The sequence below is a fragment of the Muricauda sp. MAR_2010_75 genome, assembly GCF_000745185.1.
Taxonomy (GTDB): Bacteria; Bacteroidota; Bacteroidia; order Flavobacteriales; family Flavobacteriaceae; genus Flagellimonas.
Genome location: NZ_JQNJ01000001.1, coordinates 1,002,777 through 1,025,521, shown reverse-complemented (window position 1 = coordinate 1,025,521; position 22,745 = coordinate 1,002,777). Strand labels below are relative to the sequence as shown.

The following is a 22,745-nucleotide window of genomic DNA, read 5'->3' as shown; positions in this document are numbered from 1 at the left end:
TATTTGGGAACCGTTACAATAATGTTATGAGATTAAATGAATGTTAAGCATTTATCCCGTTATAGTATTATCTTTACATTTGGGCGTTTAACTTAGAAATACCATCCCATGAAAACCAAGGATATTAAGATTTTACTTGTTGATGATGAACCTGATATTCTGGAGATTGTAAGCTATAATCTATCTGCAGAAGGGTATGAGGTCTTTACCGCCAAAAATGGTGCAGAAGGTGTAGCCAAAGCCAAGAAAAAAAGTCCACATTTGATCATCCTTGATGTTATGATGCCCGAGATGGATGGTATTGAAGCCTGTGAACAGATTAGAAATACGCCTGGACTTGAAAACACAATCATTACCTTTTTAACCGCACGTGGAGAGGATTATTCGCAAGTGGCCGGGTTTGATGCCGGCGCCGATGACTATATCACCAAGCCCATTAAACCAAAAGTTTTGGTCAGTAAAGTGAAAGCTTTGTTGAGACGATTGAAGGAGGAAAAGAAGGAAGTTGAAGATATCGTTAAAGTGGGTAACATAGTCATCAATAGGGAAGAATACAAAATCATCAATGATGGAGAAGAAATTGTGCTCCCTAGAAAAGAATTTGAACTTCTATCCTTACTTACCTCAAAACCCAGCAAAGTGTTCAAAAGAGAGGTGATTCTGGACAAGGTTTGGGGGAATGAAGTAGTGGTCGGTGGCCGTACTATCGATGTTCATATCAGAAAACTACGTGAAAAAATAGGAGACCATCACTTTAAAACCGTTAAGGGCGTAGGCTATAAGTTTGTTCTGTAATGGCCATTAAACTAAGGAAATCCTACAAATTTGCCTTAAGGTCATCCCTTCTTCTCACGGTATTTTTAACCGGATTGTTTGCTGCATTTCTTTTGAACAAGGATCAAATGGATTGGCCTTATACCATCCTTTTTGCGCTGACATGTTTTGCCATTTGCTTTATCATTCTCCAGATTCGGGTGGAGCGCTTCATTTACCGACGTATCAAAAAAATATATGACGATGTCTCCCTATTGGAGTCTTCAACCTTTTCTTCCAAACCGGTAACAACGGATATGAAGACCCTTACCGAAGAGATTGAAAAATTTGCCGAGGGCAAGAAAATCGAAATCGATACCCTAAAAATTCGGGAGGAATACCGAAAAGACTTTCTAGGCAATGTGTCCCACGAACTCAAAACCCCACTTTTCACGGTTCAAGGCTATATTTTAACATTGTTGGATGGCGCCATGAAAGACAAAAAACTTAGGAAAAAGTATTTGGAGCGGGCCAGTAAAGGGGTAGAACGGTTGATCTACATCGTAAAAGACTTGGATTTGATTACCAAATTGGAAGTGGGTGGCCTAAAACTGGAGCGTGAGGATTTTGATATCATTGAGCTGATAAAAAACGTGTTCGACCTCTTGGAGATGAAGGCAGCCGAAAAAGATATCACCCTTACTTTTGATATGGAATACACGCAACCCATTTACGTGAATGCAGATCGTGAAAAAATACAGCAAGTAATCAGTAACCTACTTGTAAACTCCATTAAGTATGGACACGCCAACGGAACCACAGAAGTAAGCGTGGAAAATCTGATTAAAAATAAGGTGATTGTTCGGGTGACGGATAATGGGGAGGGCATCCCAAAACAGCACATTCCTCGACTCTTTGAGCGTTTTTATCGCGTGGATCAAAGTGGGAGTCGCAATGAAGGCGGTTCAGGTCTGGGACTGGCCATCGTTAAACATATTATTGAAGTGCATGGCGAAAAAATCTATGTGGAAAGTGAGGAAGATGTAGGCTCCGAGTTTTCATTTACTTTGGAAAAGGCGGTAAATAAATCGGCGAAGTCAATTTCCGAATCAAACTGAGCCAAACCTTCAAAATTATCCATACGGGATAGCTCGCCTAAAGTGAAATCATCCTGTCCACAGTAAGGGACCAAATTTTGTTTTTCCATCCGTTTGGCCAAATATTCCTGTTCATACTGTCCGGGAGTCGGAATAAAAAAGGCCTTTTTTTCCAACTTTGCCAAATCCATCACCGTGGTATAGCCGGAACGACACAATACTTTGGTACTTTGGTTCAATGCAGTTTGCAATTCACCGGATTGCATAAAATTGATGTGAAATAGGGATCCCTTTTCCGTTTTTATGTCCTTTTTTGTCTGTGAAGCCTCGATTTTACCCCCCACAAAAAGAATATTGCCCTCAAATTCCCGAAGTTCTTTCAAAAGTTTTTCTTCCAAAAAAGTGCGCTGTGGTTCGGGCCCAGAAAGCAAGACCATAAGATCATAGATTACAGGAACATCCATTTTTTCAAACCGACTCAAAGGCCCCAAATATTTGATGTTGAGTTTGGATTTCTTCAAGTGCCCTAATTTTCCCGTTAAATTGGGTTTGCCTTCAACATCGGGAACCCAACAGGCATTGAATTTTTTGATGATCTTTTGGTGCGCTTGTGAACTCATCCACGTAGTGTTCCCCGAAAGCACATTGAGCTGGTGGGTGATAAAAACACAAGGTACTTTCTTGGAATACACCCCCAGCCTATTGTCCGAAATGATTCCGTCCAATTGATGCTCTTTGACCAATTTTTTAACCGCTTTTTTCTCTTTGGCCATTGCTTTGAGCACCTTGGGTGAATCCCATATCATTTTGATCTTAAAGTTTTTCCCCTTCTCGGCATAGGTAATCTTGTATGAAGGCAACTCAAAAGAGGGTAACTCCGGAAATTCTTTTTGCAAAAGAGTCAAAGCAACCCCATCCGAAGCAATAAAAGGTTGGTGGCCGTGTTCCAAAAGGGCATTGATAATGGGAATACAGCGTGTGGCGTGTCCCAGCCCCCAGTTAAGTGGCGCTACCAGAATGCGTTTCGAATTTTGCATAACGACAAAAAAACAAAATCAAATTTGCTTGTAGATTTCCTTAGTTTTGCCAAAACATTAAATTTTTGCTCAAAAACGCAGACAGTGGGAAGCAAGAACAAGCTGAAACGGTTTAAAGAGAACGAAACCTTTGCCAATGTGGTACAGCCCACGCGGAAGGAAGTTTTGGAAGGATTCAAGTTAAAGAATAACTGGGCGTCTTTTTTTAAGAACAACAACCCCATTGTCTTGGAATTGGGGTGCGGCAAGGGCGAATATACGATTGGCTTGGCCCAAAGAAATCCTGACAAAAATTATATCGGGGTCGATATTAAAGGCGCACGTTTTTGGCGAGGAGCCAAATCGGCATTGGAGCAAAAGCTGGAAAATGTGGCATTCCTTCGGACCCAAATAGAATTGATAGATCATTTATTTGGAGAAAATGAGGTCGATGAAATCTGGATCACCTTTCCAGACCCGCAGATCAAGTACAAACGCACCAAACATAGGATGACAAACCCCATATTTTTGGAGCGATACAAAAAAATACTCAAGCCTAAGGGGATTGTGAACTTAAAGACTGATAGCGAGTTCATGCATGGCTATACACTGGGGCTTTTACAGGGGCTTGGGCATGAAATTTTGTATGCCAATCACGATGTATACAAGAATGAAGGAAGCCCTTCCGAAGTTTTGGAGATCCAGACTTTCTATGAAAATCAGTATCTTGAGGCTGGAAAACCAATCACCTTCATCCAGTTTAGGATCAACTAGCCAATGACCCACATTCTCATACTCTTCTTCGCCACATTTTCGGCGGCCTTTATGGCTACCGTGCCGCCAGGTCTGCTTAACATGAATGCGGCCAAAACAAGTGTGGAAAAAGGAAAGATGAACGGTATCATCTTCAGTTTGGGAGTGTCCTCCATGATTATGGTACAGGCGTATATTGCCGTTTTTATTTCAAAATTTCTGTATAAAAACCCCGAGGTAATTGACCTTTTGTTAAAAATTGCAATAGCGGTTTTCGCCTTTTTCGCCATTTATTTTTTTATTACCGCCAAGCGGAAAAAAGCCCAAAAACTAAAAGAGGTAAAAGTCAGCAAAAAGAACAGTTTTTATAAAGGGGTACTGTTGGCGGCGTTAAATTTATTGACCATTCCCTACTACAGTGGACTAAATGCCATGTGGAACGAGGCCGGTTGGATAAAATTTGAAGCCAAGGACATTACCACTTTTGTAGTGGCCGCAGGAGCAGGAACTTTTTCCGTTCTGTATCTGTATACATTTTATTTCGATAAATTGGAGACGAAAACCAATCGATTTTCAAAGAATTCCAACTACATTTTGAGTGCATTGATGCTTGTACTCTTGGTAATTACCCTTATCCGAATCTTTTACCGATAACATGGAAGAGCAAAATTTCTTTGATAAAGTTTATGAGGTAGCAAAACTGATCCCGTATGGCAGGGTTACCTCCTACGGAGCCATTGCCAAACATTTGGGTGCTGCCCGAAGTGCTCGAATGGTCGGCTGGGCCATGAATAATTCCTTGGCCAAGGATGTGCCGGCTCATCGCGTGGTAAACCGAGTTGGGATTCTTACCGGAAAGCATCATTTTAGTGGGACTAACCTTATGCAACAGCTACTCGAAAATGAGGGTATAAAAGTCAAAGACAACCAAATCGTAGATTTTCAAAAGCATTTTTGGGACCCTGCAAAAGAGCTTTAAAATCCTGGAGGGTGCATTTCATCAAATACGGTTTTCTCCTGAAAGGCTTTGGCCAATAACAAAATACTGGCTTCATCATACAATTTGCCTACAAAAGTCATGCTGGTGGGGTGATTTTCTTTGTCCAATCCGGTAGGGATGGCAATGACCGGATGCCCCGTTAAATTAGTGGCCAGCAATTGGTCGTTGCCAAACGTAGGGGAAATGAGCACATCGTAGTCCTTCATCAAATCCTGCATCTTTTGGATTAACACCTGCCGCTGGCGATTGGCCTGGAGGTATTCCACCGCTGGGATGAATCGGCTTTGCCTTAGGGAATTGGCTCGGGAACTAAAATCCTGTTCAACCATTAAGTCCACTTCTCCAGATCGTACCAATTCATCAAAAAAGGCTCCTGCTTCAGCCCTTAAAATAATATCAAACCCTCTGTACGGAATCTCCTCCGGCATTTCCACAGCGGTAGGATGTACGCCCATTTCTTCCAATGTTTTTAGAGCAGCGCGAAGATTATCGCCACTTTCCGTAGTGTCCTTTTCTATATCTTTTTTGAGGTAGGCAACCTTAAGATTGGCAATATCCTTTTCCCAATCCACACCAAAGGGTAAGTCCACGGTGGTCAGGTCATTTTTGTCTTTTCCTTGGATGACACTGAAGACAATGGCACAATCCTCGGCATTTCTTCCCATGGGTCCTACCTTGTCCATGGACCAGCTCAAACTCATAACACCATGTCGACTTACCCGTCCATAAGTAGGACGTAGTCCTGTTATTCCATTTCGGGTGCTGGGAGAAGTGATGGAGCCCAATGTCTCGGTTCCCAATGCAAAAGGCACCAATCCAGCTGAAGTGGCCGAACCCGACCCTGCTGATGATCCACTGGCTCCCTGCGTAGTATCCCAAGGATTTTTGGTCTTTCCCCCAAACCATACATCGCCCCGCGCCAATGCCCCTGAAACCAATTTAGCCACCAAAACAGCCCCTGCTTCTTCCAATTTTTGCACCACCGTTGCGGTTTCATTCAAAACTTGATTTTTATACGGTCCCGCACCCCAAGTGGTGGTATATCCGGGAACGGACATCAAATCCTTTGTGCCATAGGGGATGCCATGTAAAATACCGCGGTAGTGGCCGTTTTGTATCTCATCATCGGCATGTTTGGCCTGGGCCAACGCCAAACTATCCGTAATGCTGATGCTGCACTGCAACATGGGCTGATATTTTTTTAATCGATCCAAAAAGAATTGGGTTAACTCGGTAGCGGTGATTTTTTGATTTTTGATCAATGAGGCCAACTGCGGGATGGTATAGAATGCCAGTGCATCATAAGGTTCTGGGACTTCCACATTTTCTGGAATCTCCCAAGTTTGATTTTCCAACTGTTCGGGCATCTCAAACCCAAAGGGTACCGGGTCAAAGCGAACCGCTGGAAAAATATCGTTGGCCAACGGGTATTTTCGGAGGGAGTCGAACCCTTCGCGGTTTCTTTGTAAATACGGATACAGGGTATCCCTGCCCTGTTTTGCAAAATGGACACCAATCAGGCGCTCCGATTTTTTGACATCCCTTTTGGTGAATTCCTGTTTAGAAGCACAAGAAAACAGGATTATCAAGCTAAAAAAGCAAACAAATTGAGAGGTTTTGGGTTTGAACTGCATTTTGGTCAGTCATTGGTGGGTTGAAACACCTAAGCTACATTTTTTTCAAAAAAAAGTGGGGTGACGGCTCTTTTTTATGTTAATATAGCATCATTATTTTCAGATTGGGACAAGGGAAAGCACTCAAAAGCAGTTAAAAATCGAATGAATTTTCATAATATAGATGTAAGTTGTTCTACTATATTGAAATTCAATCAACCAACTTCTTAATCTAAGCGCAACACCGTATCTTTGTAATTTAGAATCAATACAAACGACTGCATATAAAATTAGGATTACATGAAGCTGAAAAAGGCAGATATTCTTAAGGCATTGGAAAAAATTTCTGCGCCGGGAGATGGACAGAACATTGTGGAAAGCGGAGCCATTACCAACATACAGGTATTTGGAGATCAAGTGGAAGTGGATGTTACCATAAAAAACCCAAGTCTTCAAGCCAAAAAGAAGACAGAGGTGGAAATCTTAAAGTGTATCCACAGGGAAGTCTATGAAAAAGCAAAGATCAAGGTCAACCTAAAGGTTGATGCTCCAGAAAAACCCAAGGTCAACCAGATTAAAGGAAACCCAATTCCCGGAATTCAAAATATCATCGCCGTAGCCTCCGGCAAAGGAGGCGTGGGTAAATCTACGGTTACCGCAAATTTGGCGGTCACCTTGGCCAAAATGGGATTTAAAGTCGGACTTTTGGACACGGATATCTACGGACCTTCCATGCCCATTATGTTTGATGTTGCTTCGGAAAAACCATTGTCCATCAACGTGGATGGCAAGGCCAAGATGAAGCCCATTGAAAACTATGGGGTGAAACTGTTGTCCATTGGATTTTTCACCCAGCCCAACCAAGCCGTAATTTGGCGTGGCCCCATGGCTGCTAAGGCACTCAATCAAATGATTTTTGATGCCCATTGGGGTGAATTGGACTTTTTATTGTTGGATTTGCCTCCGGGAACTGGGGATATTCATTTAAGTATCATGCAATCCCTACCTGTAACGGGAGCGGTGGTAGTGAGTACCCCCCAGGAAATAGCATTGGCCGATGCCCGAAAAGGGGTTGCCATGTTCCAGCAAGAAGCCATAAATGTACCAGTGCTCGGCATTGTGGAAAACATGGCCTATTTTACACCAAAAGAGCTGCCTAACAACAAATACCATATCTTTGGGGAAAATGGTGCCAAAAACTTGGCTGAAGACTTGGATGTGCCCTTTTTAGGAGAAATTCCATTGGTGCAGAGTATACGGGAAGCAGGCGATGTAGGTAGACCTGCTGCATTGCAGACCGCCACCCCAACAGAGGAGGCATTTGAGGAATTGACAAAAAATGTGGTCAGTGAGTTGGTAAAACGAAACACCGATTTGCCCCCCACTGAAGCAATAAAGATTACAACAATGGCTGGTTGTGCCGCCGTTAAAAAGAAATGAGCATGACATCAGAGGAAATAAAAACAAATGTTGAGAAGGCTTTGGAGGAAATACGACCTTTTCTTCAAAGCGATGGAGGAGACATCACATTGATTTCAATAGACAACGATAATTCGGTAAAAGTCAAATTGGAAGGCAACTGTATTGGATGCAGTGTCAACCAAATGACCCTAAAGAGCGGTGTGGAAATGACCATTAAAAAATACGCCCCGCAGATCGAGGAAGTCATTAATGTGAGCTAACTGATGAAAATCAGAAATCTTTCCGTGAGCATGCAGTAAGTTGCACACCCAAAACCTTTGTTACATGATCAAGACCGACATACTCATTATTGGAGCGGGACCTACGGGTCTCTTTGCTGTTTTTGAAGCAGGCCTGTTGCAACTTAAATGCCATTTAATAGACGCTTTGCCCCAGCCCGGAGGACAATGTGCCGAAATATATCCCAAAAAACCCATTTACGATATTCCCGGATATCCAGAAGTTTTGGCTGGTGAATTGGTGGACAAACTTATGGAACAGATCAAGCCGTTTCAACCCGGATTTACCTTGGGCGAACGAGCCGAGACCATCGAAAAATTGGAGGATGGGTCCTTTGTGGTCACCACCAATAAAGGCACAAAACATCAAGCACCTGTAATTGCCATTGCGGGAGGATTGGGAAGTTTTGAACCTAGGAAACCGTTGTTGGACAACCTTTCAGATTATGAGGATAATGGGGTTGCCTATATGATCAAAGAGCCGGAAATCTATCGCGGCAAAAAAGTATTGATCGCAGGAGGTGGAGATTCCGCTTTGGACTGGTCCATTTTCTTGGCCGATGTGGCCGATGAGGTCACCTTGGTGCACCGACGCAATGAGTTTCGGGGAGCTTTGGATTCGGTTGAGAAAGTGCAGCAGCTCAAAAATGAGGGTAAAATCAATTTGATCACCCCCGCCGAGGTGGTTGGGCTTCAAGGGGAAGGAAAGTTGGAAAAAGTCACAGTGCAGCATACAGACACTTCGAAAGAAACCGATGTAATGGTGGATAATTTTATTCCACTTTTTGGACTTTCCCCAAAATTGGGTCCCATTGCCGATTGGGGTTTGGAAATTGAAAAAAATGCCATTAAAGTGGACAATTCCTTGGACTATCAGACCAATATTCCCGGAATTTATGCCATTGGTGACGTCAATACCTATCCAGGAAAGTTAAAGTTGATTCTCTGCGGCTTCCATGAAGCCACTTTGATGTGCCAAAGTGCCTATCAGCGTATCCATCCTGATAAAAAATATGTGATGAAATATACCACGGTAGGTGGTGTCACAGGATTTGATGGCAGTAAGAAAGAGGCTCCCAAGGCCGTAGTCAAAGCAATAGATTAATAAGTGGTTAGTAATTAGTACACAGGAGTTGGGTATGGCGGTTCAGAGGTTCGAAGATTTGATTGTCTGGCAAAAAGCTCAAGAACTTGCTATTATTATTTATAATGATTTCCATGGATGTAAAGATTTTGGTTTCAGGGATCAAATAAGAAGAGCTTCTGTTTCAGTATCCAATAATATCGCCGAAGGCTTTGAAAGAAGTTCCAATGCTGACTTTTCCAAGTTTTTATTCTACGCTTTTGGTTCCAATAGTGAAGTAAGATCTATGATTTATCTTTCTGTTAAATTAAATTTGTTGGCAAAAGGAAGAGCAGACGAAATAATTCAGGTTACCAATGAAGTCTCGAAATTACTGTATGGATTGATAAAATCTATGAAGACTAATTCCTAACCCCTAATTCCTATACCCTACGAAATAGAATGAGTGATATCAAACTAAAGATTACTGACCGAGAAGGTGTTTCCCACGAAGTGGATGCCCCAACCGATATGAACATGAACCTGATGGAGGTGGTACGCTCCTACGAATTGGCTCCTGAGGGGACCATTGGAATCTGTGGAGGCATGGCCATGTGCGCCTCATGCCAGTGCTACATACAATCCGATCATCAACTTCCGGAAAAATCGGATGATGAAGAAGCCATGTTGGCCGAAGCTTTTTTTGTGAAGGACAATAGCCGATTGGGCTGCCAACTCCATATTACCGAAGATTTGGATGGGCTGGAAGTGGAACTGGCACCGGAAGAAGCTTAAATTCTTGCTTGGTAGGTAAATAAATTGAAATACCTTCCTTCGGAAGCTATCAGTGTTTCGTGTGTTCCCTGTTCCAGGATATGGCCGTTTTCAATCACCAATATTTGGTCAGCTTTGCGAATGGTGCTCAATCGGTGTGCTATTACAAAAGTTGTTCTTCCCTTGGTCAATTCGCCTAAACTTTTTTGAATAAGCGCTTCGGATTCGGTGTCCAAACTTGAAGTGGCCTCGTCCAAAATCAGGATTTTAGGGTTGGCCAAGATAGCTCTGGCAATGGCAATCCGTTGACGTTGACCTCCCGAAAGTTTTACGCCCCGCTCTCCGATAAGGGTGTCCAGACCTTTGTCAAATCGGTCCGTGAATTCATCAACATAGGCCGCTTTCACCGCCTCCAGTAATTTTTCTTCGCTGGCATTGGGTCTAGGGAAAAGTATATTTTCGCGAATCGTACCCTCAAACAAAAAATCATCTTGCAGCACCACACCCAAATGTTGTCTAAAACTGTTCAGGTTCACTTTGGATAAATCGTGTCCATCGATGGTGATGGTTCCTGAATCGGGGTTTAAAAAACTGGCAGCCAAACCCGCAATGGTGGATTTTCCCGATCCAGAACTTCCTACCAGGGCGATGACCTGCCCAGGGTCCACATCAAAACTGATGTTGTGCAATACTTCCTTATCCTCTTCATAGGAAAAGGAAACATCGGTAAAGGACATACGCCCAACTACCCTCTCCAATAAAATGGTACGGTTTTCCTCATCTGACTCCTCGTCCAAATTCATTAATTCTTCGGTGCGGTCCAAACCTGCCAAAGCTTCGGTCAATTGACTCCCTACACTGCTCATTTGCACAATAGGGGCAATCATGAGTCCCAACAATACCGTAAACTCCACAAACTCTCCAATAGTTAAGGTGTCCTGAATTATCTTATAACCTCCAAACCCCATGACACTGGTGGTTGCAACCCCTAGTAAAAAGGTGGAAGAACTTGTCATAAATGCGGTGGTGGTCAAACTCTTTTTTACATTTTCATACAAGCGTTCCACACCAACCTCAAAAACTTCCTCTTCCTGTTTTTCCGCATTAAAACCTTTGATGACACGTATGCCGCCCAAAGTTTCGGTCAACCTACCTTTTACTTCGGCATTAATTTTCCCTCTATTTCTGAAAATGGGTCGAATTATTTTAAAGGCTTTGAGTGCGATTATGGCAAATATCGTTAAGGGAATAAAGGTAAAAAGGGTCATAAAAACACTGATTTCCATGAGTAAGGTCAAGGAAACTACGGCCGTAATGATACCGCCAACCAATTGAACCAAACCTGTGCCAATTAAGTTTCGGACGCCCTCAACATCGGACATAATTCGGGATACCAAAGCGCCTGACTTTGCATTGTCAAAAAATCGAACGGGAAGGGCCAGCACTTTTTTCTGCACTTGTGCCCTAAGCTCAGAAATTAAATACTGGGCCTGTACACTTAAAATCTTGGTCAATAAAAAGGAGGTGACCGCCTGCACAAAAATGGCCAACATGACCCCTGCAACCAAATATTTAAGCATGTTGACATCTTTCTTTACAATAACGTCATCAATAAGGTATTTGGAAGCAATAGGTGCAACAAAACTGGCCGCTTTGCTGATAGCAATCAAAAAAAGACCAATAAAAACGAGCTTGCGTTTTGGCCAAATTATGGTTTTAAAAGCGGTTAAGATGCTTACTTTTTTTTCGGGCATAACAATTTTGAGAAAGAGGTTGCAAGTTACGGCTAATTAAAAAGATGCCGAAGGGGTCGGTTTTTAAGTTTGGAAAGATTACAAATGGTATATTTAACTGCTTGAATAACAAAAAGATTATGCTAAAAGCAGAATGGTTCAGTTTTCTATTTTTGGTTTTCGCTTTGTGTGCTGCACAGGAAGAATACCCAAAACTGACCGAGATTGTCACCGACAACGCCCAGATTTTTACCCAACCGCAGCTTGAAGGTTTACGGGCAAAGCTCACCCAATTTGAAACGGAGACCACCAACCAATTGGTCATTCTTACCATAAACGAATTGGGTTCTGAAACTATTGAGCAGTATGCCCACGGTGCGTTCAACCAAAATAAATTGGGACAAGACGAAAAGGATAATGGTATTTTGATTCTTTTCTCCAAACTTGACAGGGAAGTGCGAATTGAGGTGGGCTATGGATTGGAACCCTATATCACCGATGCGGTTGCTTCGCGCATCATCAGAAATACCATGATTCCCAAATTTAAGGAGGAGGATTATTTTGGAGGACTGGACTTGGCCACAGACCAAATCATTACATTTCTTAATGATCCAGAGGCCCTTGAGGAATTTAGACAAGAGATAGAAAGCGAAGGTGAATTTCCATGGTGGGCTATACTGCTCATGACACTTTTCCTATCCGTGTTCATAGCGGCTGGAGGTTTCGTTTTTTATAAGGGGTATTCCAATCTCGTGGAGATGTTCAGGGGAATATTTATTGGAAAACTCGGGCTTGTTCCAGGAATATTCATGTTTATCCCTACCATTATGATAGTTGCTTTTGGATTGGTTTTTATGCTTATGCCACTGTTTTTTCTTGTTCTGGTCTTTGGATTCGATTTTGACCCAGATAACATAAGCTTGAATACCACTTTGGTGTATCTTGTGCCTATTGGGTTCTTTGTGGTTGCCATAACCTTGGCAATCCTGAAGATTTTGATCAAGGGCAAGGAAGATTTCAAACTTTCATTAGTCAAGTCGGATAGTACCTATATGAGCAAGACCTTTTCTTCTGGAGGGAGTCATTCTTTTGGTTCCAGCTCCTCTTCTGGGGGAAGTTCCAGCAGTTTTTCAGGAGGTGGCGGAAGCTCTGGAGGCGGTGGTGCCAGCGGAAGTTGGTAATTGTTTTTCATTTGACGTATTTTCACGTTGCTAACGAAACAAAACCCCGAGATGAGAATTGCAATCCTGACCGTCCTATTCATATTTCTTTCCTGTTCCAAACAACCACAGACCCAAGTTGACAAATGGAAAGCACAAGCTGAGAATATTACCATTATTCGGGATGATTTTGGGGTGCCCCACATTTATGGCAAAACTGATGCCGATGCCGTATTCGGATTGTTGTACGCCCAATGTGAGGATGATTTTAATCGGGTGGAACAAAATTACATTTGGGCCACAGGCCGATTGGCCGAAGTTGAGGGTGAGGAAGCTATCTACAGTGACCTGCGTGCCAATCTGTTCATGACCGAAGAAGAGGCCATCGCCAAATATGAGAGCAGCCCCGAATGGCTGAAAAAGCTTTGTGATGCCTTTGCAGATGGCATCAACTATTATCTGCACACCCATCCCGAGGTAAAACCCAAACTACTCACCCATTTTGAACCTTGGATGCCCATGTATTTCAGTGAGGGATCCATTGGAGGGGACATCGAGCGCATTTCCACAGAAAAAATCAAAAGGTTTTATGAAAGTGGTATGGAACTTCCTGAAATGGAAGAACTAGAACTCCAAAAAGAAGCTGAAATGGCCGAACCCCAAGGCTCCAACGGGATTGCTATCTCGGGAAAACTGACGCAATCGGGGAATGCCATGCTCTTGATCAATCCACATACTTCATTTTATTTTCGGGGTGAGGTGCATGTGGTCAGTGAAGAAGGGTTGAATGCCTACGGCGCGGTAACTTGGGGTCAATTTTTTGTCTATCAGGGCTTCAATGAGAAAACGGGGTGGATGCACACTTCAACCTATACCGATGTGATGGATGAATTCAAGGAAACTTTGGTCAAGAATGATGGCCAACTTTTCTATCAATATGGTGAGGAATTACGTCCAGTGGATTCTTTGGAAGTCACTTTAAAGTACAAGGATGGAGACTTTTTAAAAGAAAAGACCTTTCCCGTTTATCGCACTCATCATGGACCCATCACCCATTTGGTGGATGGCCAGTGGACGGCTTCGGCCATGATGTGGGAACCGGTGAAGGCTTTGGAACAATCCTACATCCGAACCAAACAGGATGGATATGAAGGTTTCAGGGAGATGATGGACATCCGAACCAACTCCTCAAACAATACGGTTTATGCTGATGCTGAAGGTAATATTGCTTATTTCCACGGCAATTTTGTGCCAAAACGTGATACCATTTTTGATTACACCCAGCCTGTCGATGGACACAATCCCAAAACCGATTGGCAAGGATTACATACGGTCGACGAGAATATTTTGGTATTGAACCCAGAAAATGGGTGGATTCAGAACTGTAATTCTACCCCTTACACTTCGGCGTTGGAATACAGTCCAAAACGGGAAGATTATCCAAATTATATGTCGCGCGATCAAGAAAATTTTAGGGGTATACATGCCATTGAACTACTGACGGGACGTAGTGGCTATACCTTGGACAGTTTAATTGAATTGGCGCACGACCCGTATTTACCTGCTTTTGAGGCTTTGATTCCAGGCTTGGTGAAAGCTTATGATACAAATCCAATTCCAGCTTTAAAAGAACCGATTCAAGTATTGCGGGAATGGAATTTTACCACATCTAAAGCATCTGTGGCGATGACTTTGGCACATTATTATGGAACCCATTGCTACGCAAAAGCGGAAAGGACAGAGGGCATGTATCCGATGCAGTGGGTCAACTATTGGGGAAGTGATTGGCCCAATTCCAGAAAATTGGAAATGTTCGAAGAAGTTGTTCATCAATTGGAGAACGATTTTGGCACGTGGGAAATGCCTTGGGGCGAGGTCAATCGCTATCAACGTTTGAACGGGGATATTCGTCAACCTTTTGATGATGCCAAACCCAGTATCCCTATTGGTTTTGCCAGTGGTCGTTGGGGGGCTTTGGCCGCGTATGGTGCGCGATATGACAATGGTACCAAGAAAATCTACGGAACCCGTGGCAACAGCTTTGTAGCCGTGGTAGAGTTTGGAGATAAGGTAAAAGCAAAGACCATGTTAGCCGGTGGTCAGAGTGGCGACCCAGATTCTCCCCATTTTAATGATCAGGCGCAACGCTATGCGGACAAGCAATTCAAGGATGCCGCTTATTACAAGGAAGATGTGTTGAAAAGAGCTGAGCGGACGTACAAGCCGGGGGAATGATTACTCTTCTTCTTTAACAATGATGAGACTGGCTTTGGAGCCTGTGGAGAGATTCCAACGATTGTTATGGATTACTTGACCTTTTTCATCAGCTACCACAACTTGAGCCGTATTGGGACCGGATGATCCTTGGTTCAAAGCTTCAAACTCAATTCGGTTGAAGCCTTGGGTCAAATCAAGATTAACCCCTCTAAAGGAACCTGAAAGTAACAAATTGTATTCCACCACTTCGCCGTTGAGGTAGATTTTTATTCGGTCGCCATCCACATACTCATGGTCTCGGCACACAATACCCACAAATTTTGAGGTGGTTTTTAAATCACCCAAATATTGATCCCCAAAATGTTCATTGGAGCCTTTCTTCTCTTTTTCACCCACTTTAGGGTCAATTACCATATCGTGTCCCGCCTGGAGGAGCTCCCTGTCGGGTAGCATTTGAACACCGGGCTTTTCATTGTCGGAGGTTAAACTCTCATCAAGTACGGAAGGCATACGTAGGGAAGTTCCTTGGTTGCTGGCCTTGACATCCAAATTGTTGTTGTCGCCAATTTGTAGGGGACGGGTTGTAGGGATATCAGATTGTGCGTGAAGGGAAATAATTCCCACCGCAAAACCCATTAAAAACAATACAAGCTTTTTCATAGCAACTTGGTCGATAGATAATTATAAAGTTAGCAAATACCTTGCCATGAAGATGATAAAGTGGCGTTAAATCGTTAAGCTGTAACTATTTCTTTTTGCCTTGGTTTTAGTCCAAACAAAGGGTGTAAAAGCGGAATCCGAAGAATGATCAAATCATAGATGAGCCAACTAATGCCAAAAGTGCCCACGACCAAAATGATTGCTTTTGGGAAAAAACCCCAATCCAAATCCATTAGATAGTACCCAATGGTAATCGTTGTGGTTTGATGCAAAATGTAAAACGGGTAGACCGCACGGTTGGCATAGGCCAATGTCTTGCTAGGACGATTTAAATATTGGGCCGCGTAGGCAAATAGAACTAGAATCCAACTCCAAAGATTGGCTACTTTTAAAAATGCCTCTGTGAAATGTCTGGCATATCCATCCTCAAATTGCCAAGAAATGATGAGCCCCGTAAAGCATATCAATCCCATAATCAAGGCTTTTTTCTTTATTTTTTTAACACTTAGCCAAAAAGTATCGCCCAGCGAGATCAATACGAACCCGAAAAAGAAAAGCGTACTGTAGTTGATGATGGCAAACCAATCGTGGATGAGATCATGGGTAATGTCAAAAAAAGGTTCCACCAAAGCTTCCCAAAGATATAGTGGCAGAATAAACCAGTATAACCCCAACGGTTTGGCTACAAGGCGTTTTGTCCATTGCACAAACTTCCCCGGTCTTTTTCGAATTCGGATGAAAATAGGGGATAAAGCCCAAGAAAAAACGAGTAGGTAAGGCAAAAACCAAAGGTGGTGCCATGAGAAATTCCCCTCGGGATAAATACCATCTCGGGCCGCTGTTGTGAAAAATTCCCAGTATGAACCTGTGAACTGAGCATTGGCCACACGTTCAAAGTAAATCTGTGGAGGTACAATGAACAACATGCCAAAAATGAGGGGAATGCCCAAGCGTTTGAACCGCTCCCAATTAAACTGTCGAACCGTTCGCTTTCCAAATGCATAATAAGTACCCATCCCTGAAATAACAAAAAGAATGGGCAAACGCCATTGGTTTAAAAACAGCATGGGCCATTGCAACCAGTCATATATATTATTGTTTTTAATGTGCCACCCCCAGGGTACAAAGAACATACCCACATGGTAAAAAATAAGGAGTCCAAAAACGATGACCCGTAGCCAATCTAAATCGTAGCGTCTGATTTTTGCCTGCATACTAGATGAATTTTAACCAAAGTTGCGGTAACACGGCAAAATGATACAGTTTTTGGGCTCTCAAAACGTGCAGAATTACAATTTGGGAGAAATTAGGAAGCTTTTTGCTCCTTTTTTTGCTTCATAAAGCTGGAGGGAGAGCTTCCCACATGCTTTTTAAAAGCGGTATAAAATGCAGATTTGGACCGAAAACCCACAGAGTGACCGATAGCTTCAACGGTTAAGTGGGCGAATTCTTCATCCAACAACCGGGTTTTAGCAAGTAGGATTCTTTTACTGTTGATAAAGTCATTAAAGTTCATCCCGGTTTTAGAGTTGATCAATTTGGAAACGGTGTTGGCATTGGTATTGAGTTCCAGGGCCAGGTTTTTGAGGGACACATCTTGCTTGCAATAATAATCCGTATCGATCAAAAATTGTTCAACGGCTTCAAATTGAAGCGAGTTGGTGGAAAGGGTTTCGTACTTATCTGCAATCCAAGATTTTTCAAAAAAACGGGATTCGGAAAAAATAAAGAAGGAGGTGATAAAGATGATCACTGTTCCAAAAATCGCAATATAGTGATCACCACCATCATCATTATAGTTTAGGAAAATCATAAAGATAAACACAAGTAGAATCAAGAAAAATAGTACGGCACTTCTGGAGAAGGCATACTTGTCCACCTTAATGTTTTTTGCTGAAACTTCTTTTTTCCGCCAGGTTTGGGCCACCAACCTTGAGGATAAGACAAGGTAGAATGTAAAACTGAAAAGCAAAATCCACCGGAACTTATCTTTAATGATATGGTAGGAATAATTTATGGATTCAGGCACCTCCACAAAACCCAATTCGCGATGATAAGCCCCTAAATAAGCATTGAGCTTCACCTCCAGTGGACTCAAAGTATAATTAAGTTGTGACAATCCATACGCAACAGGCAGTATAAAATGATACCATTGTTTTTTTAGCGAAAAGGGCTCTCGTTTCAACAACGAATGCAAGAAAAAATATAATGTAGGCGCTATGAGCAGGACAAAAATTTCCGTGGAATCATTTAGGAACAGCACCTTTTTCATAAGTCCCGTATAACAAAGGTAAATGTCCGCAAACACCAAACATTGCACCAACAAAGCCCACCCAAACAGTCGAATTTCAGAGCCTTTTTTCGTTCTAAGAAAAATAACCAGGACCAGGAACAGCCCTTGAACAATACCAACTAACATGATGTGTGATGCCAGATTGTGCCGAATGGGAATTTGCTCCAATATGGTCTTAATGTCTTCCATGCTAAGAACTTAAATCGTATCTTGATACACCATCAAAAGTGGAAATTACCATTCTTTTTTTAATCAACTGTTGACCAAAAATGAAAAAAAGACAATTCTTGCGATATATGGGCAGCGCGGTCATGGCGGCTCCCTTTTTCCCGCTTTCAGCCAATGCAAAGGAATCCTTTGAAAACTTATCGTACCCAGATACGAATGAAGAGGCTTTTTGGGAGCGGATTAGAATGGATTACCGACTTAAGCCGGATTACATTAATTTGGAGAATGGGTATTACAATTTTGTGCCGACTCCCATTTTGAACAAATTCATGGAACATGTTCGGGAGGTGAATTATCAAGGTTCCTATTACATGAGAACCGAACAATGGGAGAACAAAAACAAAGCGGCGGTACGGGTAGCGCAATTGGTGAACTGCTCTGAAAAGGAATTGGTCATTACCCGAAACACTACCGAATCTTTGGATTTGATCATTGGGGGATATCCCTGGAAAAAAGGAGATGAAGCGGTTTTTGCCGTACAGGACTATGGGGCCATGCAGCTACATTTTGAACAAATGCAGAAACGATATGGCATAGTTTGTAAAAAAGTGTCCTTGCCCAATCATCCTAAATCCGATGAGGAAATTGTGGAATTGTACGAGTCCCAAATCACACCGAAGACCAAGTTGTTAATGGTTTGCCATATGGTCAATGTAACTGGACAGATTTTGCCCATCCGGAAGATTTGCGATATGGCCCATTCCCATGGTGTTGAGGTGATGGTGGATGGTGCCCATTGTGTGGGCCATATTAAAGTTGATTTGGCGGAGCTGAATTGCGATTATTATGGGTCAAGTCTCCATAAATGGGTGAGTACGCCGCTTGGAGTTGGAATGCTGTATGTAGCTGAAAAACATATTCCCAAAATTTGGCCCTTGTTGGCTGAACATGAAGATGACGAGACCAAAATCAGGCGTTTAAACCATACGGGAACCCATCCCGTGCATACGGACCTTACCATTTCCGATAGTTTGGATTATCTGGAACTGATTGGCATGGAGCGCAAGGAGGAACGGTTGCGGCAACTGCAGCGTTATTGGAGCGATCAATTGCGTTCTGTGGACAACGTAATGATCAATACACCCGTGGAGCCCTATAGAAGTTGTGGTATTGCCAATGTGGGTTTGAAGAACATGAAGCCCCACGACCTGGCAAAAACGCTTTTGAAGGAATTTGATATTTGGACGGTTGCCATAGATTTTGAAAATGTTCATGGATGCAGAATTACACCCAATGTGTATACCACTTTTAACGAACTGGACCGTTTTGTGGCAGCCATCAAAACCTTGGCCAAACGCACCTAAGATTCCATATAATCTGATAATTTTTCAGGCCCTTCAAGTAACACCCGAACAATTTGCAGCGTGCCATCTGCTTTGGTGGCAATGTGCCATTTGATCAATGCTATTTTGCCACCTTCAATTTCAATACCGGTTATGCTTCGGGGGTGTACACAGCTTCCATCATTGAAAAAGGGAATTTGGCCCGGTTCTGGAAATCGGGGTCTATGGGTATGCCCGGCAATGGTAATCAGCAGTTTGTTCCTTAAGATCCAACGTTTGATACGTTTTTCTATTCGGATGAGTTCCTTGTAATTTTTCGCCGGACTGGTAGGGTCGGCAATGCCCACTACTTGAAGCGGTTTCCACAACACCCGAACCAGAAAGCGGCCAATCCGCCAGCAGACATAGTTCCACCAATCGGCTTGGTGCCCATGGGTGCAGAAAAGCTCTTGCCCCGTTTTTGAATGTTTTAAAATTAGGGCTTCATGATAGGTAATACCCTCAAAAAGTTCCTTGTCCGAACCATCTATGGGCTCAAAATAGCTAGAAAGGTGTTTGTCCACGTAGCCCTTGTCCTTATACACCATATCGTGGTTGCCCCAAAGCATGTGCAACCTTTTTTCCAAATGAAACTGTCGCAACAATTGGTACACATTTTTGTGTGCTTCAAAAATTTCATCAAAACTTATGTTTTCCCAAAGCTCATCACCATCACCAAGTTCACAATATTGGAAACCTTGTCGGTAGTAATGGTTTAGGGCATGAAAATAAATGTTTCTGTTATTGGCAAAGTCATCGGCAAAACTGTTGTCCCCTCTGTGACAATCACTGAAGAAAATGAATTTGGAATCATCATCAAAAGGAATAATCTTGGCGTTCTTGTAGGCCCGATCTAACCTAAAAGTAGAGGACATGGCGTATTTTTCACTAAATATCTTTAAAAATGGCGATTAATCTATTAAGATTTCCATTATAAGACGGGCATTCTTTCTTTTTGTAACTTTACGTGCTAATCTACGACCTATATTGGTATGAAACAGAACTGTGATGCCGAAAGCCCAATGGTGCAGTTGGTAAGTTTCAACAAATTGTTGGAACACTACGACCAACAACTTAAGAGCAAGGACAAATTCTTTGCTGATTGGGCAAAGTATGTCTTGGATACACAGGCACCTTATCCTGAGCTTAGGGATGGGTTTACAGACCTTAGTTTATTGGAAAAGCACAAGGATGTCATCAGCATTATTTTAAAGGAAAGCTTTGCTCCCGCTTTGACCAATAATGAGATTAAAACTGCATCCACAGCTTTTGAAAGTGCGGTGTTCAATTCATCGGAACGCTTTCAGAAAATATTGAAGGAGGCCGGGGAGGACTTTGAACTGGAAATTCAGAACATACCCACAGAGCTCAGCTACATCATGAAATGTACTGTGATCTTGAACTTCCATTATGGGTTTAATTTAGATTTTAAGCGACCCATCTTTTACGATATTCCAGATGCCAATGGGGTAATGCGCCATTATCGCATTCTTTATAATGCGGATTTCATGGAAATCCTGCCAACGGAAAAATCCAAGAAGTTGACCCAGGAGGATGTAGATGAATTATTGGATAATTTTGAGAATTTAGAGCTTTGGAAAGAAAAAATACCGCCGAACAGTTTTATTGCCAAAGGCTTTGTTATTTCCAACATGTTCGATGTGACCACGGAACATTCCATTTCGGAGATAAAATCCACCCTAATTGGCAAAAAGAAGAGTGAGAGCGAAAACTATATGGAAAGTTTTCAGGATACCTTCCGTTCGCTCTTTAAACTCAAGAAGATCAATGTGGGCTTTGCGGGCTATGATTCCAATGCCAATAGCTTTTTCAAAATCTATGGAAGGGGTATGGAAAGTTACATCCTAAACGGAAAGGAAACAGAAGCCTGTGATGTAATGCTCTGTGACTATTCCCATGGAAAACTATTCCGGGAGAGCAAGTATTTTGCCATTTCCAATGTGGAAAAATATTATAAAAAGGAAGGGTCCCAACCGTATAAGAACCTTTACGAACAGGGGATACGGAGTGCCATATTGGCCCCTATTTCCAATAATGGGGAACTTTTGGGGGTCTTGGAGCTGGTTTCGGATACCGTTAACGAACTGAACAGCGTCAATGCCAATAAGCTGGATGATGTTATGCCGTACATTATATCATCCGTGTTGCGATCCATTGAGGAAGAAGAAAATTTAGTGGATGCCATTATCCAACATGAGTGTACCACAGTGCACCCATCGGTGTATTGGAAATTTCAGGAAGAGGCCAAACGGTTTATGGCCGATGAATTATCCGGAAATCAGCCCGTGTTCAAGGAAATTGTGTTCAAGGATGTATATCCGCTCTATGGCCAAATCGATATAAAGGATTCTTCCAAGGAACGAAACCTTTCCATCCAACGGGATTTAATGATTCAGCTCTCTGAAATCAACGATGTTCTACAAATTGCCGTTGAAAAATATGGACTGCTCATTTATGAGGAGTTGATGTTTCGGGTGAGCACCTATCTCAATGAGGTTAAAGAGACCCTGTATACCCATACAGAACAGGCCGTGTTCGATTTTGTGAAGGAAGAAATCAATCCTGTTTTCAAGCATTTGAAAAAAGAGGATAGTACCATTAAGGCACTTATTAAAGCATACGAGTCCAAAATAGATGAAACTACGGAATCCTACTATGACCACCGACGCAATTATGATGAAAGTGTGATGGAATCCAATATGCAATTGGCCGCACTTTTGGACAAGAAACAATTGGCTGCGCAAGAAATGTTCCCGCATTATTTTGAGCGCTATAAGACCGATGGTGTTGAGCACAATATGTACATTGGCAGTTCCATTGCCCGGGACAGGAAGTTCAATGAACTGTATTTGAGCAATTTGAGGTTGTGGCAGCTTCAGGTAATGTGCGACATGGAGAACAAGTATTACTCCCTTAAACCACACTTGCCTGTAAAGCTGGATGTGGCCTCGCTTATTTTGGTTTATAGCACCTCCTTGTCCATCCGTTTTCGAATGGATGAAAAACGTTTTGATGTGGATGGCACCTACAATGCGCGATATGAAGTGATTAAAAAGCGCATTGATAAATCCTATATTAAGGGCACCAACGAACGGTTGACCCAAAAGGGCAAGTTGGCCATTGTGTATTCCCAACGAAAGGATGAGCGGGAGTACATGCGTTACATTCGCTTCCTAAAAAATAAGGGGTACTTTACGGACAATATTGAAATTGTAGAGTTGGAAGGTCTGCAAGGGGTAACGGGCCTTAAGGCCATCCGTGCTGAGATTTTGTACAAAAAAGACAAAAAATCTGAAGAGACCTACACGTACGATGATTTAATGGAAGAGTTAAAAGCTTAGC

Annotated in this window: 21 protein-coding genes; 14 read left to right on the top strand and 7 right to left on the bottom strand. The window is 42.5% G+C overall.

The genetic code is table 11. From position 1 onward, the window contains the following. Positions 1-108: 108 nt before the first annotated feature. Both FG28_RS04520 and FG28_RS04515 read left to right on the top strand, forming a co-directional pair. Entirely contained in the window at positions 109-795 is a 687-nt protein-coding gene (locus tag FG28_RS04520; protein WP_036380326.1) for a response regulator transcription factor, read from the top strand. Then, entirely contained in the window at positions 795-1,871 is a 1,077-nt protein-coding gene (locus FG28_RS04515) for a cell wall metabolism sensor histidine kinase WalK (RefSeq protein WP_036380325.1), read from the top strand. The genes FG28_RS04520 and FG28_RS04515 overlap by 1 nt, the downstream gene beginning before the upstream one ends. Here FG28_RS04515 and FG28_RS04510 read toward each other — a convergent pair. Beyond that, positions 1,775-2,887 carry a glycosyltransferase gene (locus tag FG28_RS04510; protein ID WP_036380324.1) on the bottom strand — a complete coding sequence of 371 codons (1,113 nt, stop codon included), beginning with the start codon at positions 2,885-2,887 and terminating at the stop codon, positions 1,775-1,777. The two genes, FG28_RS04515 and FG28_RS04510, sit on opposite strands and share 97 nt — an antisense overlap. A gap of 84 nt (positions 2,888-2,971) precedes the next feature. Between FG28_RS04510 and trmB the strand changes: the two genes are divergently transcribed. The 3 genes from trmB to FG28_RS04495 are packed head-to-tail and all read left to right on the top strand — an operon-like array spanning position 2,972 to position 4,598. Continuing rightward, positions 2,972-3,640 (top strand): tRNA (guanosine(46)-N7)-methyltransferase TrmB, encoded by a 669-nt coding sequence (gene trmB / locus FG28_RS04505; protein WP_036386146.1) that lies wholly within the window; start codon positions 2,972-2,974, stop codon positions 3,638-3,640. Between the two features lie 3 nt (positions 3,641-3,643). After that, positions 3,644-4,273: a LysE family transporter gene (locus tag FG28_RS04500; protein ID WP_036380323.1), complete on the top strand. Its 630-nt coding sequence runs from the start codon at positions 3,644-3,646 to the stop codon at positions 4,271-4,273. Between the two features lies 1 nt (position 4,274). After that, positions 4,275-4,598, top strand: coding sequence for an MGMT family protein (locus tag FG28_RS04495; protein WP_036380322.1), 324 nt, complete (start codon positions 4,275-4,277; stop codon positions 4,596-4,598). Here the strand turns inward: FG28_RS04495 and FG28_RS04490 are convergent. Next, complete coding sequence (locus FG28_RS04490) at positions 4,595-6,253, bottom strand: amidase (RefSeq protein WP_036380321.1); 1,659 nt, start codon at positions 6,251-6,253, stop codon at positions 4,595-4,597. The two genes, FG28_RS04495 and FG28_RS04490, sit on opposite strands and share 4 nt — an antisense overlap. 279 nt (positions 6,254-6,532) lie before the next feature. Between FG28_RS04490 and FG28_RS04485 the strand changes: the two genes are divergently transcribed. The 5 genes from FG28_RS04485 (at position 6,533) to FG28_RS04465 (ending at position 9,790) form a co-directional block, all read left to right on the top strand. Continuing rightward, positions 6,533-7,672 (top strand): Mrp/NBP35 family ATP-binding protein, encoded by a 1,140-nt coding sequence (locus FG28_RS04485; protein WP_036380320.1) that lies wholly within the window; start codon positions 6,533-6,535, stop codon positions 7,670-7,672. A 2-nt stretch (positions 7,673-7,674) separates the two neighbouring features. Then, positions 7,675-7,914 (top strand): NifU family protein, encoded by a 240-nt coding sequence (locus FG28_RS04480; protein WP_036380319.1) that lies wholly within the window; start codon positions 7,675-7,677, stop codon positions 7,912-7,914. Positions 7,915-7,978: 64 nt separating this feature from the next. After that, complete coding sequence (locus tag FG28_RS04475) at positions 7,979-9,037, top strand: NAD(P)/FAD-dependent oxidoreductase (RefSeq protein ID WP_036380318.1); 1,059 nt, start codon at positions 7,979-7,981, stop codon at positions 9,035-9,037. Between the two features lie 34 nt (positions 9,038-9,071). Continuing rightward, a complete protein-coding gene (locus FG28_RS04470) occupies positions 9,072-9,428 on the top strand; it encodes a four helix bundle protein (protein ID WP_036380317.1) in 357 nt (118 codons plus the stop codon). Between the two features lie 29 nt (positions 9,429-9,457). Beyond that, on the top strand, positions 9,458-9,790 hold the full coding sequence (locus FG28_RS04465; RefSeq protein WP_036380316.1) for a 2Fe-2S iron-sulfur cluster-binding protein: 333 nt from the start codon (positions 9,458-9,460) through the stop codon (positions 9,788-9,790). On the opposite strand, the gene FG28_RS04460 is transcribed toward FG28_RS04465, so the two are convergent. Then, positions 9,787-11,523, bottom strand: a complete 1,737-nt coding sequence (locus FG28_RS04460) for an ABC transporter ATP-binding protein (protein WP_036380315.1) — start codon at positions 11,521-11,523, stop codon at positions 9,787-9,789. The two genes, FG28_RS04465 and FG28_RS04460, sit on opposite strands and share 4 nt — an antisense overlap. Positions 11,524-11,642: 119 nt before the next feature. Between FG28_RS04460 and FG28_RS04455 the strand changes: the two genes are divergently transcribed. Both FG28_RS04455 and FG28_RS04450 read left to right on the top strand, forming a co-directional pair. Continuing rightward, positions 11,643-12,683 carry a YgcG family protein gene (locus FG28_RS04455; protein ID WP_036386145.1) on the top strand — a complete coding sequence of 347 codons (1,041 nt, stop codon included), beginning with the start codon at positions 11,643-11,645 and terminating at the stop codon, positions 12,681-12,683. A 51-nt stretch (positions 12,684-12,734) separates the two neighbouring features. Then, positions 12,735-14,897, top strand: a complete 2,163-nt coding sequence (locus tag FG28_RS04450; RefSeq protein ID WP_036380314.1) for an acylase — start codon at positions 12,735-12,737, stop codon at positions 14,895-14,897. On the opposite strand, the gene FG28_RS04445 is transcribed toward FG28_RS04450, so the two are convergent. From FG28_RS04445 to FG28_RS04435, 3 genes are all read right to left on the bottom strand, one after another. Then, positions 14,898-15,539 carry a hypothetical protein gene (locus tag FG28_RS04445; protein ID WP_036380313.1) on the bottom strand — a complete coding sequence of 214 codons (642 nt, stop codon included), beginning with the start codon at positions 15,537-15,539 and terminating at the stop codon, positions 14,898-14,900. A gap of 74 nt (positions 15,540-15,613) precedes the next feature. Then, positions 15,614-16,753: an acyltransferase family protein gene (locus tag FG28_RS04440; RefSeq protein WP_197062549.1), complete on the bottom strand. Its 1,140-nt coding sequence runs from the start codon at positions 16,751-16,753 to the stop codon at positions 15,614-15,616. 92 nt (positions 16,754-16,845) lie between these two features. Further along, on the bottom strand, positions 16,846-18,021 hold the full coding sequence (locus FG28_RS04435; protein WP_036380312.1) for an AraC family transcriptional regulator: 1,176 nt from the start codon (positions 18,019-18,021) through the stop codon (positions 16,846-16,848). Between the two features lie 80 nt (positions 18,022-18,101). Between FG28_RS04435 and FG28_RS04430 the strand changes: the two genes are divergently transcribed. Next, on the top strand, positions 18,102-19,364 hold the full coding sequence (locus FG28_RS04430; protein ID WP_036380311.1) for an aminotransferase class V-fold PLP-dependent enzyme: 1,263 nt from the start codon (positions 18,102-18,104) through the stop codon (positions 19,362-19,364). Here FG28_RS04430 and FG28_RS04425 read toward each other — a convergent pair. Then, positions 19,361-20,257, bottom strand: coding sequence for a metallophosphoesterase family protein (locus tag FG28_RS04425; RefSeq protein WP_036380310.1), 897 nt, complete (start codon positions 20,255-20,257; stop codon positions 19,361-19,363). The two genes, FG28_RS04430 and FG28_RS04425, sit on opposite strands and share 4 nt — an antisense overlap. Before the next feature lie 117 nt (positions 20,258-20,374). On the opposite strand from FG28_RS04425, the gene FG28_RS04420 reads away from it, so the two are divergent. Beyond that, entirely contained in the window at positions 20,375-22,744 is a 2,370-nt protein-coding gene (locus FG28_RS04420) for a GAF domain-containing protein (protein ID WP_036380309.1), read from the top strand. The last annotated feature ends 1 nt before the right edge of the window (position 22,745 follow it).

What these genes read in the sequence shown, in the direction of transcription:
- FG28_RS04520 (WP_036380326.1), top strand. Translation starts at nt 109, where the DNA reads ATGAAAACCAAGGATATTAAGATTTTACTTGTTGATGATGAACCTGAT.
- FG28_RS04515 (WP_036380325.1), top strand. Translation starts at nt 795, where the DNA reads ATGGCCATTAAACTAAGGAAATCCTACAAATTTGCCTTAAGGTCATCC.
- FG28_RS04510 (WP_036380324.1), bottom strand. Translation starts at nt 2,887, where the DNA reads ATGCAAAATTCGAAACGCATTCTGGTAGCGCCACTTAACTGGGGGCTG.
- FG28_RS04500 (WP_036380323.1), top strand. Translation starts at nt 3,644, where the DNA reads ATGACCCACATTCTCATACTCTTCTTCGCCACATTTTCGGCGGCCTTT.
- FG28_RS04495 (WP_036380322.1), top strand. Translation starts at nt 4,275, where the DNA reads ATGGAAGAGCAAAATTTCTTTGATAAAGTTTATGAGGTAGCAAAACTG.
- FG28_RS04490 (WP_036380321.1), bottom strand. Translation starts at nt 6,253, where the DNA reads ATGCAGTTCAAACCCAAAACCTCTCAATTTGTTTGCTTTTTTAGCTTG.
- FG28_RS04485 (WP_036380320.1), top strand. Translation starts at nt 6,533, where the DNA reads ATGAAGCTGAAAAAGGCAGATATTCTTAAGGCATTGGAAAAAATTTCT.
- FG28_RS04480 (WP_036380319.1), top strand. Translation starts at nt 7,675, where the DNA reads ATGACATCAGAGGAAATAAAAACAAATGTTGAGAAGGCTTTGGAGGAA.
- FG28_RS04475 (WP_036380318.1), top strand. Translation starts at nt 7,979, where the DNA reads ATGATCAAGACCGACATACTCATTATTGGAGCGGGACCTACGGGTCTC.
- FG28_RS04470 (WP_036380317.1), top strand. Translation starts at nt 9,072, where the DNA reads ATGGCGGTTCAGAGGTTCGAAGATTTGATTGTCTGGCAAAAAGCTCAA.
- FG28_RS04465 (WP_036380316.1), top strand. Translation starts at nt 9,458, where the DNA reads ATGAGTGATATCAAACTAAAGATTACTGACCGAGAAGGTGTTTCCCAC.
- FG28_RS04460 (WP_036380315.1), bottom strand. Translation starts at nt 11,523, where the DNA reads ATGCCCGAAAAAAAAGTAAGCATCTTAACCGCTTTTAAAACCATAATT.
- FG28_RS04455 (WP_036386145.1), top strand. Translation starts at nt 11,643, where the DNA reads ATGCTAAAAGCAGAATGGTTCAGTTTTCTATTTTTGGTTTTCGCTTTG.
- FG28_RS04450 (WP_036380314.1), top strand. Translation starts at nt 12,735, where the DNA reads ATGAGAATTGCAATCCTGACCGTCCTATTCATATTTCTTTCCTGTTCC.
- FG28_RS04445 (WP_036380313.1), bottom strand. Translation starts at nt 15,539, where the DNA reads ATGAAAAAGCTTGTATTGTTTTTAATGGGTTTTGCGGTGGGAATTATT.
- FG28_RS04440 (WP_197062549.1), bottom strand. Translation starts at nt 16,753, where the DNA reads ATGCAGGCAAAAATCAGACGCTACGATTTAGATTGGCTACGGGTCATC.
- FG28_RS04435 (WP_036380312.1), bottom strand. Translation starts at nt 18,021, where the DNA reads ATGGAAGACATTAAGACCATATTGGAGCAAATTCCCATTCGGCACAAT.
- FG28_RS04430 (WP_036380311.1), top strand. Translation starts at nt 18,102, where the DNA reads ATGAAAAAAAGACAATTCTTGCGATATATGGGCAGCGCGGTCATGGCG.
- FG28_RS04425 (WP_036380310.1), bottom strand. Translation starts at nt 20,257, where the DNA reads ATGTCCTCTACTTTTAGGTTAGATCGGGCCTACAAGAACGCCAAGATT.
- FG28_RS04420 (WP_036380309.1), top strand. Translation starts at nt 20,375, where the DNA reads ATGAAACAGAACTGTGATGCCGAAAGCCCAATGGTGCAGTTGGTAAGT.